The organism is Gaoshiqia sp. US2, assembly GCF_059705485.1.
This window is the reverse complement of the sequence record NZ_AP048550.1, coordinates 3,952,969-3,972,646: the sequence shown is the minus strand read 5'-3', so window position 1 is coordinate 3,972,646 and position 19,678 is coordinate 3,952,969. Positions and strand designations below refer to the sequence as shown.

Here is a 19,678-nt window from a genome sequence, read left to right as displayed (position 1 = left end):
TAGTTATACTTTTTTCTTCTCCGTGTAAAAAACAGGTGTAAATATTCTGTTGTTTCGTGAAATCGTTTACATTTGTATTCTGGTTGAACGACAACAAGTCGTCAGTTTTTCAACCCGTTAAAAATTCTTTAAAACAGCGTTTATGGCAAGCATGAATGAAGTCGCTAAGCGGGCAGGCGTATCCATCGCTACTGTTTCGAGGGTGCTGAATAATAGCAACAGTGTGAATGAAGAGACAAGGCTAAAAATTCTGAAAGCGATTAAGGATTTGAAATATCAGCCCAGCCGGGTGGCTAAAAGGCTTCGTTCGAAAGGAGGACCCGGTAACTTGCTGGGCGTACTGATTCCCGATATTCAGAATCCGTTTTATGTAGATGTGCTGCGTGGCATTGAGGATATCGCCTACAAAAACAACTATGTGATTATTGTTTGCAATTTCAGTCAGGACGAGAAAAAAGAGGCCATGTACCTGGATATTCTCGAATCGGAGGCCATCGACGGATTAATCGCGGCTCCGGCCAGCGAAGATGACCTACGCGTAAAAAAGATGGTGAAAAATGGCTTGCCGGTTGTTTGTGTCGACCGCGGACTTAACGGGATTGATGTGGATGTGGTTTGGGTGAACAACGATGCCGGCGCCTTTGCGGCCGTGGATTACCTGTCCAAGGCAGGGTATAAACGAATTGCCCACATTGCCGGTTTGTCCACCATTCCTTCCTCGCGTTTGCGGGAGCAAGGTTACAGAAGAGCGCTGAATGAAAACAACCTTCCTTTTGATCCGCAATTGCTTGTTCACGGAAACTCCACATACGAAAGCGGGGTAGAACTGGCCGGAAAACTGTTCGACTTGGATACACCGCCGGATGCCTTGTTTACCGGGAATAACCTGATCACCCTCGGGGCGCTCGAGACAATCCATAAACGAAAACTTCGCATACCACAGGAAATAGCCATTATTGGCTTTGACGATATGAACTGGTCCAATTCGCTGAACCCGCCGCTGACTGCCGTACGGCAACCGGCCTATGAAATAGGGCAAAGGGCAGGGGAGCTTTTAATCCAACGGATTCGCGATCCGAAACGGACACCGATTCAAATGACCTTGAATTCGGAGTTAATGGTTCGCAGTTCTTGCTGAACGAAGTCAGATTTTTTTCATTAAAACGTTTTCAATTAATTTCAAATTTATATTTTTGTGAGTGCTTGAAAAATATACTGTCTGAAAATGTAAACGTTTTCATTTTGATTTAAAATATCATGGAAAAACTAATTATAAATAATCCAACCCGCTTTGTTTTTGGCAATGGAAGTCTGTCGCAATTTGTTGATGACTTTCTTGAAGGTGAATTTAAACGTTTGTTTTTGCTGACGATCCCGGTGTTGAATAAAACACTGGCCCCTTATTTGGCGTCGTTGAAGTCGGCAGGCGTCGGCATTCAGGTTTACGACCGGATGACCAATGAGCCCACGTTTGCCGAGTTTGAAACGATTTTAGAGCTGGCCCGCGATTTTCAGGCCGATGCGGTGGTGGGTATCGGAGGCGGCAGCGTGCTCGACACGGCCAAGCTGCTTGCTGCGCAAATCAGCAATTCACAGGCAACAACCGAAATTACAGGCATCGACCTGTTAAAGGAAAGGAAAACTTACCTGGCTTGCCTGCCCACGACATCGGGAACCGGCAGCGAAGTTTCGCCCAATGCCATTTTTCTGGACGAAACCGATCAGGAGAAGAAAGGGATTATCAGCCCGTTTCTGATTCCGGATGCCGCTTACATTGATCCGAAACTGACTGTTGGCGTGCCTCCCGCCATCACCGCTTCAACCGGGATGGACGCTTTTACCCATTGCCTCGAAGCTTTTATCAACCGCTTTGCCCACCCGGTAACCGACCGGATTGCGCTTGAAGGGATGCAGTTGATCTTCAGGAACCTGAAAAAAGCGTATGACGATGGAAAAGACCTGGAAGCAAGGGGCAAGGTCGCCCTGGGGAGCGTTTACGGCGGCATGTGCCTGGGACCTGTCAATACCACAGCTGTACACGCGCTGGCTTATCCCTTGGGGAGTAAATATAAAATTGCACATGGCCTTTCCAATGCCCTGATTTTGCCTTATGTCCTGGAATTTAACCTGCCTGCTGCAACCGAAAAATATGCGGTAATCGCAAAAGCGATTGGCATCGAAGGTTTAAAATCAGATGAAGAATATGCATGGGCTGCTGTTAAATCAATTAAAGAGCTGATGAAATCAATTGGTATTCCCAAAAAATTGAGAGAGATCGGCCTGTCTGAAAATGTGCTTGGTGATTTGGCCGTTTCTGCCCTGAAAGTACAGCGTTTGCTGAGAAACAATGTGCGTGAAGTAAGTCTTCAGGATGCACTGGAAATATATAAAAAAGCGTATTAAGAAGTCGGAAGTCAGAAGTCGGAAGTCAGAAGAGCGGGTCTTCCGTCTCCGGTCTTCAATCCTCCGTCTTCCATCTTAAAATATAAAAAAATGAAAAAAAACAATCCCTATAAAGGCGTCATCGTTCCGATGGTTAGCCCGTTGAATGAGGATTATTCCATTGATCGGGAAGCTGTCGGGAACATCATCGGCCTGTTGCTTCAGGCAGGGGCCAGCCCGTTTATTGCCGGTACCACCGGCGAAGCCAGCTCGCTGTCGTTTCAGCAAAAAGAAGTGTTGGTGAAAGAAACCGTCAGACAGGTCAACGGAAAGGCTTTGGTTTATGCCGGAATTTCGGGTAATTGCCTGCCCGAATCGATCGAAGCAGCCAAACGTTTTGCCGGCCTGGGAGCCGATGTGCTGGTGGCCAACATGCCGTCGTACTATCCGCTGAAAGATGCTTACACCCTGCGTTATTGCGAGCAGTTGGCCGAAGCCTGTCCGAAACCCCTGATTTTTTATAACATACCGGCCACAACCGGCTTTTCCATCCCGCTTGCTTTACTGGAACAACTGAGTTATCATCCCAATATTGCCGGGCTGAAAGATTCGGAACGCAACCAGGAACGGCTTGACCAGGCTTTGGCTTTGTGGAAAGACCGTGAAGATTTTGCTCACCTGACCGGTTGGGCTGCTATGTCGGTTTATGCGCTGAAAAACGGCTCGGACGGGATTGTCCCCAGTACCGGAAATTTTGCCCCGCTTCCTTATGTGAAGTTGTACGAAGCCGCCGTGAATGGTGATTGGGAATTGGCCGAAATGCTTCAGCAACAAACAAACGAATTGTCGGCCTGGTACCAAAAGGAGCGCAGTTTGAGCGAATCGCTGGCGGCGCTGAAAGTCATTATGTCGGTAAAGGGATTGTGCGGAACGCAAATGATACCTCCCATCTACCGGATGGAACAGGAGGAAGAATCGACCTACAGGAAAGAACTGGAAAAAGAACTGCAAAACATTTCGTTGAATGAATAATCAGAATAAAATAACGCTGGCCATTACGATGGGCGACCCCGCGGGGATCGGCCCGGAGATTGCTGCCAAAGCTTTGAATGAAATTTCGGTTTACGATACCTGCAACCCTCTTTTGGTGGGCAATGTGCAAATTATGAAGGAGGCGGTGAAGCTGACCGGACTGGATTTAAAAATCAATCCGGTACAAAAAGTTAGTCAGGCCCGTTTTTCTCACGGAACCATCGATGTATATGACATTTCTTCGGATCAGCTTGCTGAAATAAAAACGGGGGTAGTTTCGGCTCCTGCAGGCGATTTGGCCTTCCAGGCTGTTCGTAAAGCCATTGAACTGGCGATGAACGGCGAGGTGGACGGCACGGTAACCGGCCCGATTCATAAAGAAGCGATCAACATGGCCGGTCATCATTTTTCGGGTCACACGGAGATTTATGCCCATTTTACGGGAACAGAAAAGTACGCTATGTTGCTGGCCGACGAAAAAATCAAAGTGACCCATGTCAGTACGCATGTTTCGCTAAGGCAGGCCTGCGATCTGGTGAAACGTCAACGCGTGCTCGATGTGATCCGCCTGACATACGATGGATTGAGAAAGATCGGCATTGAAAACCCGCGTATCGGGGTGGCAGGCCTCAACCCGCACGCCGGCGATGGCGGCCTCTTTGGAACAGAGGAAACGGAAGAGATTTTACCGGCTGTTCAGGATGCCAAAAAACAGGGCATCCGGGCCGAAGGGCCATTTCCTCCGGATACCTTGTTTTCGTTGGCCAGCGGAGGTAGCTTTGATGGTTGCGTGGCTATGTATCACGACCAGGGGCACATTCCGTTTAAGCTGGTCGGTTTTGTTTGGGATGAGGAAAAACAGGCTATGAAAAGCGTGAAAGGGGTGAACATCACGCTGGGCTTGCCGATTATCCGCACCTCGGTTGATCACGGGACCGCTTTTGAAATTGCCGGAAAAGGGATCGCCAGCGCCGACGCCTTGTTGTTCGCGATTGGCTATGCCATCAAATTACATCAAAATCAAAAATGTTGAAAGAAGAGAAAATGATAGCAGTAATTGCCGATGATTTTACAGGCGCTGCAGAGATCGGAGGGATCGGGTTACGCCGGGGGATGAAGGTTTTGATTGAAACTTCGGTGGATGCCGTCGAAGGCGTTGATTTGCTGGTGCTTGCCACCGAAACCCGTTCGATGCCCGCGAATCTGGCAAAAAAGGAAATTGAAAAGGTTACCCGTCAGTTGATGGAACTGAACCCAAAATATATATTTAAAAAGCTGGATTCTGTTTTACGCGGAAACGTGTATGCCGAATTAACCAGCCAGAAAACCGCATCCGGCAAACAAAGGGTGATTATGGTTCCCGCAAACCCGCATTTTAACCGGATTATCAAAGATGGCGTTTATTATGTTGGCGGCGTACCCCTGGCCGAAACATCTTTTGCACATGATCCGGAGTTTCCGGTTAAATATTCAGACGTCCGTGAAATTATTGGCAACAATGCCGGCGATGTCGTGGTAAAGAATGTCAACGACCAATTGCCCGATCAGGGGATCATCATCGGGAACGTGCTTACGGTGGAAAACCTGGCTTCGTGGGCCGACAAGGCTGACGGGCAATCTGTTCTTGCCGGAGGCTCCGGTTTTTTCGATGCGGTTTTGCAAAAAGATTTTCCGGTGAAATCGGAAGGGAACAACCTGGACCTTGTTCCGGGAAAACATGCTTTATTTGTATTGGGAAGTACGTTCCCAAAAGATGACGCGATGATGGGTAAATTTAAAGAAGCCGGAATTGAGATCATTAACCTGAACAAAGAAATATTTCAGAAGCAGGATACGCCTTCCAGGTCGCTGATTGTTCTGGCAGACCGGATTGTGACAGCGATCCGGGAAAACCGGAGAGTGGCGGTTACAACAATTTGTTCCGATCAGAATACGAAGATTTCGGCCGAAACAATCCGGAAAAACGTCAGCCGGGTGGTCAGAAAAGTATTTGACCAGGTTGAGATCGACGACCTTTTTATTGAGGGCGGGGCAACAGCCTCGCTGATTCTTTGTCATTTGGAAATTAAACAATTAACTCCGTTCAGAGAGTTGAGTTTTGGCGTTATCCAAATGCATACCGAACGTTATCCGCGATTAACGGTAACCACCAAACCCGGCAGTTACACATGGCCTGAAATATTAACCGGTAAAGAACTAACTAAACTTTAAATATTATGGATGCAGTACCATCTGTTCATCTGATTGATTACCTGATCATGATTGCCACCTTGCTGGTATCGCTGGGGATTGGATTTTGGTTTTCAAAAAGACAAAAAGACACAAAAAATTATTTTACCGCCAAAGGATCCATTCCCTCATGGGCTATCGGCATTTCGATTCTGGCGACCCTGATCAGCAGTATTACCTTTTTGGCCTATCCGGGTGAAGGTTTTTCCTCCAACTGGATTCTGTTGGTGCAGGGACTGATGGTACCGATTGTTCTGATCGCCATTGTTGGTTTTGTGGTGCCTTTGTTCAGGCATGTCATTCAACTCAGTACCTACGAGTATTTTGAAAAACGCTTTGGCTTTTTTGCACGGCTATATACGTCTGTTTCTTTTATCCTGACCCACTTTTCAAAAATGGGAACGGTGTTTTTTCTGATCTCGCTGGCGTTGAGTAAGATGACTGGTTTGGATACGCTAACCGTGATTTGGATCATCGGTGGGGCCGTAGTTGTTTTAACCATGTTAGGCGGAATTGAAGCGGTCATCTGGCTGGATGTGATCCAGGGTTTTTTATTGATTGTCGGTGGGATTATTGCTCTTGGTATCCTGCTGTTCCTGCCCGAAGGCGGGCCTGTGGAAGTTTGGGATGTGGCCATGCGAAACGGGCGGATCGGTTTCGGACCTTTTGACTGGGATTTTGTGAACCTGACCTTCGTGGTAATGGCTCTGAACGGGGTTTTCTATGCCATTCAAAAATACGGGACCGACCAAACCATCGTTCAGCGTTACCTGACCGCCAAATCAGATAAAGCCGCCGTGAGAGCGTCTCTGATCGGGGTGTTGCTCAGCGTGCCGGTTTGGGCCATGTTCATGTTTATCGGAACGGCCTTGTTCTCTTATTATCAAATTACGGGAGACCCCTTGCCGCAAGGAATTGAAGCAGAAGCTGTTTTCCCTTATTTTATCATGACCAAATTGCCGGTTGGCGTGGTTGGCCTAATCCTGTCGGCACTGATTGCTGCCGCTATTTCCAGTCTCGACTCCGACCTGAACTGTCTTTCGGCTATCCTGATGGAGGATTATTATATCCGGCTGAAGCCAAAAAGCTCTGATCAAAAGAGATTGCTCATGAGTAAACTGTTTATCGTGATTGCCGGTTTGGGAGCAATTATGGTGGCTTTATTTTATGTAAGGGCAGGCAGCGAGGGCGTTCTGGGAATTATTTTCACCCTGTATTCCATTTTTTCGGGGGGTATTGCGGGTATGTTCCTGCTGGGAATTTTCAGCAGAAAAGCCAATAAACAAGGTTTGTATTGGGGAATCGGGGCCAGTGTTTTGTTTACAGCTTGGGCTCTTTTGACTTCCACCCCAATTGGATTGGACGGCAGCAAATCCGTTTTGATCGACCTCGGATCTTTCAATTACATTCACCATAAATACATGATCGGTGTTTACAGCCATGTGGTGCTCATTTTCTTTGGCTACCTGGCCAGCTTCATGTACCAGGGTAAAACCATCGATCCTTCGCTAACCTGGTCAGGTTGGAGGAAACTGCAAAAAGAGAAAAAATCCGTTTAACAGATGAATGAAATAAAATCGAAATACATACAAAACCAAACAAAGATGAAAAACTTTTTTTTTACTGATCAGCTTCATACTACTTCTGTTTTCATGCACGACCGAAGTCAAAAAAGAAAAAAGCATGGGTGTGTTAAAAGTGTCGGCCGACGGTCGTTTTTTTACCGATGAGAACGGCGATCCTTTTTTCTGGCTGGGTGATACCGGCTGGCTGTTGTTCTCCAAACTCGATCGCGAAGAGGCCGTTAAATACCTCGACGATCGTCTTGAGAAAGGTTTTAATGTCATCCAGGTGATGGTGCTGCACAGCGTTGGGGCGAAAAACAGGTACGGCGATTCGGCGCTCGTTATGCAAAGTGTGGGTCAACCGCTGGTTACTGAAGGCAACAGTTTCGAAAATCAGGATGAATATGACTATTGGGACCACATGGATTTTGTGATCCGCGAAGCTGAAAAAAGAGGTCTTTACATGGCATTGGTCCCCGTTTGGGGAAGCAATGTGCGGGGCGGATCTGTCAGCCGCGACGAAGCACAGGTTTACGGCGAATTTGTGGCCAACCGCTATAAAGATCAGCCCAATATCATTTGGCTGAATGGTGGCGATGTGCCTGGTGCCGATTCCATTCAAACCTGGAACATTCTTGGAAATGCCTTGCGCACAAACGATCCCAACCACCTGATCACCTTTCACCCGAGAGGCAGGACCCAATCCTCGATGTGGTTTCATAACGAAGATTGGCTGGACTTTAATATGTTTCAATCGGGGCATCGCCGTTACGACCAGGATGACACCGAGTTGGCTTACGGCGAAGACAACTGGCGTTACGTGGAAACCGATTATCAGTTAAAACCCGTAAAACCTACGCTGGACGGCGAACCTTCGTATGAAGGAATTCCGCAGGGATTACACGATACCCTCCAGCCATTCTGGAACGATGCCGATGTCCGCCGTTATGCTTACTGGTCGGTATTTGCAGGAGCCTGCGGATATACATACGGCCACAACGCGGTGATGCAGTTTCACCGGCCCGAAGATACCGGCGCAGCTTACGGCGCTAAAAAATACTGGACTGAAGCCATCAACGACCCGGGCGCCGGACAAATGGTTCACGTGAAAACCCTGATGCTGTCGCGTCCGTATTTCGAACGGGTGCCAGACCAGTCGTTGGTGGCCGGACAACCGGGCGAAAAATACGATTATCAATTAGCTACCCGTGGAAAGAATTACGCATTTATCTATACCTGTAATGGTCAAAATATCAAGGTTAATATGGGTAAAATTGAAGGCGAACAGGTGAAAGCAAGCTGGTTCAACCCGCGTAACGGCGAGTTTACGGAAATTGGCATCTTCGCAAACACGGGAGTGCAGGAGTTTGACCCGGCAGGCGAGGTGGAAAATGGTAACGACTGGGTATTGATCCTGGATTCGGTCATTTAAAAAGAAATGTGATATGAAAAGAGTTCACTTGATTTTACTGGTATTGTTTGCAGGACTGATTTCCTGCGAAAAAGCAAGCGAAAAAGAATATTACGTTTTTTCAACCTTCCGCGAACCGGCTGATGCCGGCTTGTTCCTGGCATACAGCGAAGACGGTTATCACTGGACCGACCTGGGCGGGCCTTATCTGGCCCCACAGATCGGTAATCAGAAAGTGATGCGCGATCCGTCAATTGTAAAAGGTCCCGACGGTACTTTTCACCTGGTATGGACCTCTTCGTGGCGGGGCGATCTGGGCTTTGGATATGCCAGTTCCAAAGACCTGATCAACTGGTCGGAGCAGCAGTTTATCGAGGTGATGACCGATACCTCAACGGTAAACGTTTGGGCGCCCGAACTTTTTTATGATGACGAAAAAGAGGAATACATCATCATTTGGGCTTCTACGATTCCTTTCAAATTTGAAAAAGGAGAAGAAGAAGAAAGGAACAACCACCGGATGTATTATACGACGACCAAAGATTTCAGGACGTTCACCGAAACAAAGCTGTTTCTCGATCCGGGTTTCAGCGTGATTGATGCAGTGATTGTGAAACGCGCGCCCAAAGATTACGTGTTGGTGCTGAAAGACAACACCCGCCCGATGCGCAACCTGAAAGTGGCATTTGCCGCTGATCCGATCGGTCCGTATCAACATGTTTCCGAACCGTTTACCGACTTTTTTACCGAGGGGCCAACCGTTGTGAAAATTGACAACGATTACCTGATTTATTACGATGCCTACCGCGAGAAAATATATGGCGCCGCAAAAACAACCGATTTTGTTCATTTTGAAGATATTTCGGATCAGGTTTCTCTGCCCGAAGGTCATAAACATGGCACTATTTTTAAAACGAATCAGCAAATTATCAATCAGTTGATTGGAGCTTCCGCTTCAAAAAAATAAAATTGAAAAACACAGAAAAGCATGAGACGAACAAAAAAGGTTATTGGATTGATAGGGGGAATGCTGTTCATCAGTGTTTTTTTGCATGCCCAGGAGCTGCCGCGTTATGTGGGTGAAACCTTGAATAATCCGGATTACCACCACGGTCAGCTGCGGCCGGCGATGGGAGTGCACAACATCGGCGTGATGCGGGCCAACCGCGAGTTTCCCGAATATTCCGACAAGTTGGGTTGGACCTATAACCATGCACCCATGCTGGCGTACTGGAACAATACCTTTTTTCTGGAATACCTCAGCGATCCCGTGGGCGAGCACATCGCGCCCGGCGCTACCTTGTTGCAAACTTCGGCAGACGGCTATCAGTGGACGATGCCCGAAGTGATCTTTCCGTCCTATAAAATTCCCGATGGAACCATGAAAGAGGGTGATACCACCGTGGCCCGTAACCTGGAATCGGTGAATCACCAGCGCATGGGCTTTTACGTTTCGTCGGACAACCGCTTGCTTGCTTTGGCTTACATTGCCATTTCGCTCCATGAAAAAGACAGCCCGAACGACGGCAACGGCATCGGGAGGGTGGTCCGCGAAATCTATCAGGACGGTTCGTGGGGACCGATTTATTTTATCAGCTACAACAAAAAGTGGAATGAAAAAAATACCGATTACCCGAACTTCAAAAAAAGTAAAGACAAAGGTTTTGTGAAAACCTGCAACGAACTGTTGTCGAAACGACTGGTTACCCAGCACTGGAACGAAGAAGCGGACCGCGACGATCCGCTGATTTCGCTGAAGGGCGACTATAAAGCATTTAATTATTATCACTTGCCCGACGGACGAGTGGTTGGTCTGTGGAAACATGCGTTAACGGCCATCAGCGAGGATGAAGGAAAAAGCTGGACCCAGCCGGTGCGCGCGCCGGGCTTTGTAAACAGCAATGCCAAAATCTGGGGACAACGAACTTCGGATGGTCGCTATGCAATGGTTTACAACCCTTCTGAATTTCGATGGCCACTGGCGCTTTCGGTGAGCGACGACGGTTTGAAATACGACAAACTGTTGCTGGTGAACGGCGAAATCAGCGCCATGCGCTACGGTGGCAACTATAAATCGTACGGACCGCAATATGTTCGCGGTATCATGGAAGGAAACGGTACGCCCTCCGACGGGCACCTGTGGGTTACCTACAGCATGAACAAAGAAGACATGTGGGTGTCGAAAATTCCGGTGCCGGTTGTTGATAAAGCGAATGAGCAGGTAAATGAGGTGTTTGACCGGCTACCCGAAAAGACGGAGCTTGACAACTGGAACATCTTTAGCCCGGTATGGGCCCGGGTGGGGATAGAGAAAGATGCCGCCGGCAAACGTTGCCTGGTTTTACGTGATCAGGATGAATTCGATTATGCCAAGGCAGAGCGTTTGTTTCCTGCAACCGACAGCCTAAGTTTGGAGTTTACCCTTGCTGCCGGTCAGAATAACCACGGCCAGCTGGATATAGAACTGGTTGACGGAAAAGGAACGGCAGCCCTTCGCCTTTCTTTTGGCGCCGACGGTTACCTGAAACAGAAAAACGGCTACCGGATGAAAAACATCATGGCCTATGAAGCGGGTCAGGTTTATACGATCCGTATCGAGGGCACAACCCCCAATCGTTTTTATCACGTTTATATTGACGGACAACTCAAATCAACCGGTTTGTGTTTTGCCCCGGTGCACGGGTTCGAACGGTTGACCTTCCGCACCGGCGATGTCCGCCGTTTCCCCGATGTGGATACGCCAACCGATCAGGATTACGATCTTCCGCAAACCGGAAAAACGGTTGACGGAGCGGTATTTTCAGTCTATTCGTTAACCACAAAAAAATTGTAAACGATGAAGATGAACGCAAAAAAATCTGTTTTCCTGATCATGATGATTTGTGTGGTTTTCCTGGTCAATCCGTACCCGCTAACTGCTTCAGCTTCATCTAAAAAGAAGCAAAAAACCGTTTTACAAGCGGATGATTTTAAACACTATGCCGACTATTTCAACCGGATGGAAGGTGAGAATATCGCTAAAGCCATCCCGAACTCAGTTTCGTGGGATTGGATGAAGGCCAACATTCCGCTGTTTGAATGTCCGCAGGATAATTTTCAGGAAATCTATTATTACCGCTGGTGGAGCTTACGTAAGCACATCACCGAAACTCCGATGGGCTACGGCATCACCGAATTTCTGGTTGACCGGCCGTATGCCGATAAATACAACCTGATCAGTTGTGCCCTGGGGCATCACATCATGGAAACCCGCTGGTTGCACAATCCGGTTTATTTGCAGGACAATGTCAGGATCTGGTTTCGCGGAAACGAGGGCCGCATGATGGACAAACTGTTGAAGTTCAGTAGTTGGACGGCTTTTGCTTTGTACAACAGTTACCTGGTTAATTCGGATAAAACATTTCTGACCGGTATGCTGCCCGATTTGGTGGAGGAATACCGGCAATGGGAGCTAGAAAAAAGGACTATAAACGGGTTGTTTTGGCAATACGATGTACGCGACGGCATGGAAGAGCAGATCAGTGGCGGGCGGAAAGAAAAAAACCTCCGGCCAACCATCAACAGTTACATGTACGGGAATGCGCTGGCATTGTCAAAAATTGCCGCCTTAAACAACAACCGGAAATTTGCCGATTTGTATGCAGCTAAGGCCGATACGTTGAAAAGCCTGGTTCTTGGAAACCTCTGGAGCGCCGATGATCAGTTTTTTGAAACGGTGAAAGAAGCAGGAGGTTTTGCACAGGTTCGCGAAGCCATTGGCTACATTCCCTGGTATTTTAACCTCCCCGGCGAAGAACATTCCGTCGCCTGGAAACAGGTAACGGATCACAACGGATTTCTTGCTCCGTACGGGTTGACAACCGCCGAACGCCGTCACCCCGATTTCCGCAGCCACGGTTGCTGTCGCTGCGAGTGGGACGGGGCGATCTGGCCCTTTGCCAGCGCGCAAACGCTCACCGGGATGGCCAATCTGCTGAATGACTACCGGCAAACGGTTGTAGATAAAAGCGATTATTTCATGCACATGGAGCTATATGTGGAATCGCAGTATCATCGCGGTCGTCCGTATATTGGCGAGTATCAGGACGAAACGACCGGCTACTGGCTAAAAGGCGACCAGGAACGAAGCCGCTACTACAATCATTCCACCTTCAATGACCTGATAATTACAGGCTTAATTGGCCTTCGTCCGCGGGCTGATGACGTGATTGAAATCAATCCGCTGATTCCTGAAAACAAGTGGGACTGGTTTTGCCTCGATCGTGTGCTGTATCACGGAAAAATCCTGACCATCATCTGGGATAAAACCGGGGAAAAGTACAAAAAAGGAAAAGGCCTGAGTGTTTGGGCCGATGGGAAAGAAATTGGCCGCACGGCCCGATTGGAAAAACTGATCTGTCAGTAAAAACCAATGTATAAACTTCAAACTGAATATCGATGAAAAAATCTTATCTCCAAGCAGGAGCCTGCTTACTGGCCGGAATGTTTTTGTTTTTGCCCGTCGTTCAGGCTGTGGGCGAAAGAGCCAAAATAGTGTCTGTGGCTGTAGAACCAACTGAGCAGGAAAAAAAGGCAGCCGAATGGGTGGTCTCGCTGAGTCTGAATGATGTTGAAAAAGAAAAGCGCTTGGTTGCCGTAATTGCAGAGCACTTCACGGCCGTGCGCGACTGGCACAACGAACATCCGGCGTCAACGGTTCCGGCGGGCATTAATCCCGTTACCGGGAACCCGCTTAGCGAATTGGACCGGCAGATGATTGCCGACTCGGCCATGCCCAAATCGGTGCATGAAGCGCTGATGACCGGACTTCGCAGCGACTTGACGGAAGAACAAGTGGAAGCTGTTCTCGACAAATACACCATCGGGAAAGTGGATTTTACCATGAAAGGTTACCGGGCGATTGTTCCGGACATGACGGAACAAGAAGAAGCCACCATCCTGGCGTATCTGAAGGAAGCCCGTGAAATGGCTGTCGATTATAAAAATATGAAACAAATTTCTGCCATTTTCGAAATCTACAAAACCAAATCGGAACAATACCTGAACAACAACGGGCGAAACTGGCGGGAAATGTACAAGGCTTATGTTGATGCCCGGAAAGCCGAAAAGGCCAATAAATAAATTTCAAACCAAAATAGAAATGCAAAAAAGATTTAATACAAGTCTGCTGATCGTGGTTGCTGGCTTGTTTCTGTCGTGTACCACTGAACCGGAAAATCGTTGGAAGCAAGGGATTGTGGAAGAGCATTTTCTATACGAAGAAGATGTTTACCCGTCGTGCCACGCCGGTACGCTGGCCGAAACACCCGAAGGGATTGTAGCTGCCTGGTTTGGTGGAACGCACGAACGTCACCCGGATGTAACCATTCGGTTCAGCCGTTTGGTTGACGGCGAATGGACTAAATCTACCGAAGTGGCCAATGGGGTGATCAACGATACGCTGCGTTACCCGACCTGGAACCCGGTATTGTACCAGGTGCCCGACGGCGAACTGCTTCTGTTTTATAAAGTAGGGTCCAAACCGTCAGACTGGTGGGGCATGCTGAAACGTTCGACCGATCACGGAAAAACCTGGAGCGAAGCCGAAGCGCTTCCAAAAGGATTCATCGGGCCGGTGAAAAACAAACCGGTATGGCTGGATAACGGCAAGCTGATTTGTCCGTCGAGCACCGAAGGCGACAATGGCTGGCAGGTCCATTTCGAAATCACCCCCGACTTCGGGAAAACCTGGGAAAAAGTGGGCCCGATCAACAGCCCGTCAACTTATTCGATTATTCAACCCAGCGTCTTAATTCATCCCGATGGACGCTTGCAGATTTTGTGTCGCAGTAAGAACAGCGTGATCGTCGACTCCTGGTCATCCGATATGGGTGAAACCTGGTCGCTGCCTCAGGAATCCGGATTGCCGAACAATAACTCGGGCACCGATGCGGTAAGCCTGGCCGACGGACGGCAGTTGGTGGTTTACAACCACGTGAAAACGCCAGTCGGCGCATCGAAAGGTTACCGGACGCCATTGAATGTATCGGTTTCGGCAGACGGGAAAAACTGGTCGGCGGCGCTTGTGCTTGAGGATTCGGAGATTAGCCAGTATTCTTATCCGGCGGTAATTCAGTCTGCCGATGGCATGGTACACATTATTTATACATGGCGCCGCGAAAAGATGAAATACGTAAAAGTTGATCCGGAGAAATTGAAACTGACGAAAATCGTCAACGAAAAGTGGCCGGAGTAAACGATTTTTGAAGGTCAGGAGCCACAGACTTGTGCTGTATATACAAAAAACCCTGGAGAAGGTCATGCTGCCCGGCAGCTGCCGGATCAGCATCTCTATCGGAATGAGATCCCGAATCAAGTTCGGGATGACGTACTTGGCAAAAGTTTGTTACTGTAATTTGATATCAAACCTGAAAATTATGAAGAAACGATCAATCTTGTTGTTGCTTGCCTGTATGGCTGTTTTTCAGCTTCATGCCCAAATACCCAATTCCGACAATCATTTTCAACGTCCGTTGAAAGACGTTTTAAAAGACATTGAAACCCGTTTTCAGGTAAAACTGAGGATTTCGGAAAAAGATGTGGAAGGGAAAATATTGGATTATGCCGATTGGCGTTTTCGTCCCGGCCTGGAAGAAACCTTGAAAAATGTGCTGGCTCCGTTCGATCTGGTTCATTTGCCCGACGGGGCCCCGGGCAAGTTTAAAATTGAAGGATACCGTTATCACCTCCGGTCGGTAACCGAAGCCCGCGAAACACTCGACTATTTGGCTGGTTTATACCCGGATAAGGTTAGCTGGGAAAATCGTCGCGATGCGCTGAAAGACTGTCTGCCCGAAGCGGTTCGTTTGTCGCCTATGCCCCAAAGTCCCGGGACAAAACCTGTTCTGACGCCAAAACGAAAAATGAATGGCTACACCGTACAAAACATGGCGTTGGAAGTATTGCCGGGCGTTTATGTGTGTGGTTCTGTTTATCAACCTGAAAAAATAAAAGGAAAGATCCCGGTAATCTTGTGTCCTAACGGCCATTTTGCCGACGGGCGTTACAACAAGGACATTCAGGCCCGTTGTGCCGGACTGGCCCGGATGGGAGCGGTTGCCGTGAGTTACGACCTGTTTGCCTGGGGCGAATCGGCCTTGCAGTTTGAGCCTGAAACGCACCGGAAAAGTATGGCCAATACCATGCAGGCGCTGAACAGCATTCGCCTGCTCGATTATTTGCTTTCGCTGCCATACGCCGATCCCGACAGGGTGGGCATTACCGGCGGTTCGGGTGGTGGCAGCCACAGCATGCTGATGTCGGCCCTGGATGACCGCATTGATGTGAGCGTTCCGGCGGTGATGATGTCGGCCATTCATTACGGCGGCTGCCCCTGCGAAAGCGGAAACCCGGTTCATCTGTGCGGAGGGGGGACGAATAATGTGGAACTGGCCGGACTTTTTGCCCCGAAACCACAGCTGATTATCTCGGACGGCGGCGACTGGACTGCGAATGTTCCCCAACTGGAATTTCCCTACCTGAAACGAATTTATGACTTTTACGGATCAGGCGCCGTGGTGGAAAATGTACATCTACCCGGCGAAGGCCACGATTACGGTCCCTCGAAACGGGCGGCTATGTACCGCTTTTTGGCCCAACACCTCGGGCTCAACTCGTCGAAAGTGTTCAGGCAGGACGGCGAACTGGACGAATCTGCCATTACAATTGAAACAGCAGATCAACTGAAGGTATTTGGCGCCAATGGTGAAAACCTGCCGCCCCATGCCTTAAAAGGCTTTGACCAGTTGGAAGAAGTGTTTCAGAAAGCTTTTTTATGACTCAAGGATTAACGTTAAGAAAAAGTCACCCTGAATTTATTTCAGGGTCTGTATCGAATGGATTAAGATCCCGAAACAAGTTCGGGACGACGATATCCGGAGTTCTTGAAATACCAGTACAGGTCAATGCCAGAATGATATAGCCTTAAATATGAAAAGATTATGAAATTCAATCAAAGTCGCTATTTGATATTTTTAATGCTGGTCTTGTTTACCGGTTTTAGTGTATTGGCTCAGCAATTGGCTTTTCCTTTGCATATCCAGGATGTGCATGATGTGATTGTGCGTTTTATCCGGGTACGTCCGGGCATTGCCTCCGGACTGAATGGCGACGAGATTGATGGCATTGAAGTGCGCGACTCCAAAAACATCATCATCGACCATTGTACGATAAGCTGGACCGTTGATGAAGGAATTAACTCGTGGAAAGGAACGGAGAATATTAGCGTACAGTGGTGTATCATTGCCGAGCCGCTCAACAAGTCGGTTCACCATAAAGGTTCCCACGGTTTTGCCGGATCGGTGGGAGGGAAGTTCGCCTCGTACCATCATAACCTGTTGGCCCATGCCCCGGGCCGCAACCCCAGTATCGGCGGCAACAGTCGCTATCTATATGACCGAATCGCTCGATTTCAGGAACAATGTGGTTTTCAACTACGGGCACCGGACCTGCGACGGAAAGCCCGGGAGTATTAATTTTGTGGCGAACTATTACAAGCCGGGTCTGGCGACGACAGAGAAAACCAGGAACCAACTGGTACGAATTGATCAAGCACAAAAGTACGGATTCGATTCAAAATGGTATATTGCGGACAATCTGATTCATGGTTTTCCGAAGGCGAAAAAAGATAACTGGAAGCATGCTGTGGCTTGGGATCAGGGCACTTCGCCGAACATTAACCGGTTGAATGCACCCTTGCCAACCACGGAAACCAAAAACATTCCGGCAGAAGAAGCATACAACAATGTGCTGAAATATGCCGGTGTTATTGTACCAGGCCGTGATGCGCATGAGAAAAGGATTGTATCGGAAGTTGAAGGGAAGATACCGGTGAAAGGGAATGGTGTGGTGGATATGGTAGAACAGGCCGGTGGCTGGCCCGAACTGAAAACGGCTGAAGCTCCTGTTGATACCGATCACGACGGTATGCCTGATGAATGGGAACTGGCAAACGGACTTGACCCGAATGATCCGTCGGATGCAAATGATGATCGAAACAACGACGGCTATACCAATGTGGAGGAATATTTGAATCGATTAGTGCCTGTGGTTTATAAATAAGAAAAGTATCAATAATTAGTCTGGAGGCCTCATGGTGAAAGGAATTAAACATACCGATTGGTCTGTCGCATGGTCCCGTTTCAAAGACGGGGACATGGATTCCTTTCAACAGATCTATGATCAGTTTTTCGACCGCTTGTTTCAATATGGATGTAAGCTGACCGGAAATACCGACCTGGTTGAGGACAGCATCCAGGAACTCTTTCTAACCATTTATACCAATCGGAACAAGCTGTCGGATACGGATTCGGTTGAATTTTATTTACTGAAAGCTTTAAAACTGACCATTTACGGAAAGCAGAGAAAAGAAAAGCGAATTGTTCTCGACCGGGGAAATACAGGTGATTTTAAGCTCGAATTCTTACTCGAAACCGAAGAGCCGGAAGACCTGGAACAAGAGAAGATCGATCAGATCCTTAAATCGCTGAATGACTTAAATCCGGCCTCCCGCGAGATTATTTATTTGAAATTTTACGCCAACCTCAACTATCAGCAAATTGGCGAAATACTGGGTGTTAAACCCGACTCGGCCAAAAAACAGGTTTACCGCGTTGTTTCTTCTTTACGCGCCATTTTAAAAGAGTCGCCGCTGGAATTACTTTTTATGTGTTTTAGGGCATAAAAAATAAGGCCTAATTGATGTCCACTTTTTTCGGTTCTGTGCAATTAGAGAGAAAATATACCTGAGAAATGCCGGAACTTGAAAAATATATCGAGGATGAAAGGTTCGTGAAATGGGTATTTACCCCTGATCCCGAAACCGAAAATTACTATGCAGCCTACTTCGCCGCACATCCGGAAGAAAAGGAAAAAATGTTGCGTGCAAAAAAAGAATTAGGGCTTTTAGCCGTGAGAAACCATCAGCCGCAGGCCGGAAAAAAAGAGATCATCTACCAACGAATGATGGATGCCGGTACGCGGAAAATCCGTTCCCGGTCAATCGGTTTTAATTTTTCCGGTTTTGCCCGTTATGCGGCTGTAGCCATTTTGTTTTTCGCCATCGGTTCGCTGTTGATGTATGAATTAAGTTGGAACCGGATGATCGTGCCAATGGACGAGAGTCTGTTGGTAAAAAGCGCTTCGCTGAATACGATGGTTTACCTGGCCGACGGTTCACAGCGTGAAATAGGAAACAGTGAGACAATCATCGATTTTTCAATGCCCGGACAGCTGGTTATCCAAACCGATACGGTCAAAATCGGAACTGCTCATCACGAAAATTCAAAAAACCTGGTTGTCGTCCCCTTTGGCAAACGCGCCCGGGTAAAACTTTACGATAACAGCGTGGTTCAGTTGAATGCCGGCAGCCGGATCATCATTCCGCGCGAATTTAGTCCGGAAACAAGAAATGCGTATCTGATTGGCGAGGCCTTTTTCGACGTCACCAAAGACCCCGGTCATCCGTTTCTTGTAGAAACTTCTTCGGCAGTTATCAAAGTATTGGGAACCAGTTTTCATCTGTCAGCTTATCCCGACCGGCAGGAGCTGACTGCTTTTTTACAGGAAGGGAAGATCCGGTTTCGCGGATCCGATCATTCGTTGTTTGCAGGTTGGGTTGATCTGAAACCCATGGAACAGGTCAGCCGAAACAAGGCTACGAAAAATATTCAGGTACAACAAGGAAACGGCCTGTATTATCAGCTGTGGAAAGACGGTATTGTGCAATTCGACAACGAGCCGGTATCTGATCTGGTAAGCCGGGTGGAACAATATTTTAATATTACCATTCGCGTACCGGACCAGCAGGTTGGCAGCAGCCGGATAAAAGGAAAACTTGATTTAAATAAAGAACTGATGGAAGTATTTGAATACATTGAATTAATAACTGATAAAAAAATAATGAAAGAAAATGCCGGAGCTTTTAGCCTGAATTAAAAAAACCGGAAGATGGTAGCACATCCTCCGGTTTAAACCAGGTTAAAATCAACCGGTTGGTTTATTATAATCTAAACATGTCAAA

Annotated in this window: 17 protein-coding genes; all 17 read left to right on the top strand. The window is 47.9% G+C overall.

Features of this window, described 5'->3' with window-relative positions; translation table 11 throughout:
- The first annotated feature begins 142 nt into the window (after positions 1–142).
- Entirely contained in the window at positions 143–1,138 is a 996-nt protein-coding gene (locus AC6H3C_RS15815) for a LacI family DNA-binding transcriptional regulator (protein ID WP_497516381.1), read from the top strand.
- A gap of 119 nt (positions 1,139–1,257) precedes the next feature.
- Entirely contained in the window at positions 1,258–2,403 is a 1,146-nt protein-coding gene (locus tag AC6H3C_RS15810; protein ID WP_497516380.1) for an iron-containing alcohol dehydrogenase, read from the top strand.
- 90 nt (positions 2,404–2,493) lie between these two features.
- Complete coding sequence (locus tag AC6H3C_RS15805; protein ID WP_497516379.1) at positions 2,494–3,414, top strand: dihydrodipicolinate synthase family protein; 921 nt, start codon at positions 2,494–2,496, stop codon at positions 3,412–3,414.
- Positions 3,407–4,447, top strand: coding sequence for a 4-hydroxythreonine-4-phosphate dehydrogenase PdxA (pdxA, locus tag AC6H3C_RS15800; RefSeq protein WP_497516378.1), 1,041 nt, complete (start codon positions 3,407–3,409; stop codon positions 4,445–4,447). The genes AC6H3C_RS15805 and pdxA overlap by 8 nt, the downstream gene beginning before the upstream one ends.
- A gap of 11 nt (positions 4,448–4,458) precedes the next feature.
- Positions 4,459–5,625 (top strand): four-carbon acid sugar kinase family protein, encoded by a 1,167-nt coding sequence (locus AC6H3C_RS15795; protein ID WP_497516377.1) that lies wholly within the window; start codon positions 4,459–4,461, stop codon positions 5,623–5,625.
- A gap of 5 nt (positions 5,626–5,630) precedes the next feature.
- Positions 5,631–7,202: a sodium:solute symporter family protein gene (locus AC6H3C_RS15790; protein WP_497516376.1), complete on the top strand. Its 1,572-nt coding sequence runs from the start codon at positions 5,631–5,633 to the stop codon at positions 7,200–7,202.
- A gap of 124 nt (positions 7,203–7,326) precedes the next feature.
- Positions 7,327–8,640, top strand: a complete 1,314-nt coding sequence (locus AC6H3C_RS15785) for a glycoside hydrolase family 140 protein (RefSeq protein WP_497516375.1) — start codon at positions 7,327–7,329, stop codon at positions 8,638–8,640.
- A 13-nt stretch (positions 8,641–8,653) separates the two neighbouring features.
- The gene (locus tag AC6H3C_RS15780) at positions 8,654–9,586 is read left to right on the top strand and encodes a glycoside hydrolase family 43 protein (protein ID WP_497516374.1); all 933 of its coding nucleotides are present in this window, start codon (positions 8,654–8,656) and stop codon (positions 9,584–9,586) included.
- Between the two features lie 21 nt (positions 9,587–9,607).
- Positions 9,608–11,452, top strand: a complete 1,845-nt coding sequence (locus AC6H3C_RS15775; RefSeq protein WP_497516373.1) for an exo-alpha-sialidase — start codon at positions 9,608–9,610, stop codon at positions 11,450–11,452.
- Positions 11,453–11,455: 3 nt separating this feature from the next.
- The gene (locus AC6H3C_RS15770) at positions 11,456–13,024 is read left to right on the top strand and encodes an MGH1-like glycoside hydrolase domain-containing protein (RefSeq protein ID WP_497516372.1); all 1,569 of its coding nucleotides are present in this window, start codon (positions 11,456–11,458) and stop codon (positions 13,022–13,024) included.
- 32 nt (positions 13,025–13,056) lie between these two features.
- Positions 13,057–13,740 carry a DUF3826 domain-containing protein gene (locus tag AC6H3C_RS15765; RefSeq protein ID WP_497516371.1) on the top strand — a complete coding sequence of 228 codons (684 nt, stop codon included), beginning with the start codon at positions 13,057–13,059 and terminating at the stop codon, positions 13,738–13,740.
- A gap of 19 nt (positions 13,741–13,759) precedes the next feature.
- Positions 13,760–14,854, top strand: a complete 1,095-nt coding sequence (locus AC6H3C_RS15760) for a sialidase family protein (protein ID WP_497516370.1) — start codon at positions 13,760–13,762, stop codon at positions 14,852–14,854.
- A gap of 181 nt (positions 14,855–15,035) precedes the next feature.
- Positions 15,036–16,436, top strand: a complete 1,401-nt coding sequence (locus tag AC6H3C_RS15755) for an alpha/beta hydrolase family protein (RefSeq protein WP_497516368.1) — start codon at positions 15,036–15,038, stop codon at positions 16,434–16,436.
- A 162-nt stretch (positions 16,437–16,598) separates the two neighbouring features.
- Positions 16,599–17,132, top strand: a complete 534-nt coding sequence (locus AC6H3C_RS15750) for a hypothetical protein (RefSeq protein ID WP_497516367.1) — start codon at positions 16,599–16,601, stop codon at positions 17,130–17,132.
- Complete coding sequence (locus AC6H3C_RS15745) at positions 17,050–17,718, top strand: hypothetical protein (protein ID WP_497516366.1); 669 nt, start codon at positions 17,050–17,052, stop codon at positions 17,716–17,718. The genes AC6H3C_RS15750 and AC6H3C_RS15745 overlap by 83 nt, the downstream gene beginning before the upstream one ends.
- Before the next feature lie 94 nt (positions 17,719–17,812).
- Positions 17,813–18,340 (top strand): RNA polymerase sigma factor, encoded by a 528-nt coding sequence (locus AC6H3C_RS15740; RefSeq protein ID WP_497516365.1) that lies wholly within the window; start codon positions 17,813–17,815, stop codon positions 18,338–18,340.
- Positions 18,341–18,408: 68 nt separating this feature from the next.
- Positions 18,409–19,593: a FecR family protein gene (locus AC6H3C_RS15735; protein ID WP_497516364.1), complete on the top strand. Its 1,185-nt coding sequence runs from the start codon at positions 18,409–18,411 to the stop codon at positions 19,591–19,593.
- Positions 19,594–19,678: the final 85 nt, after the last annotated feature.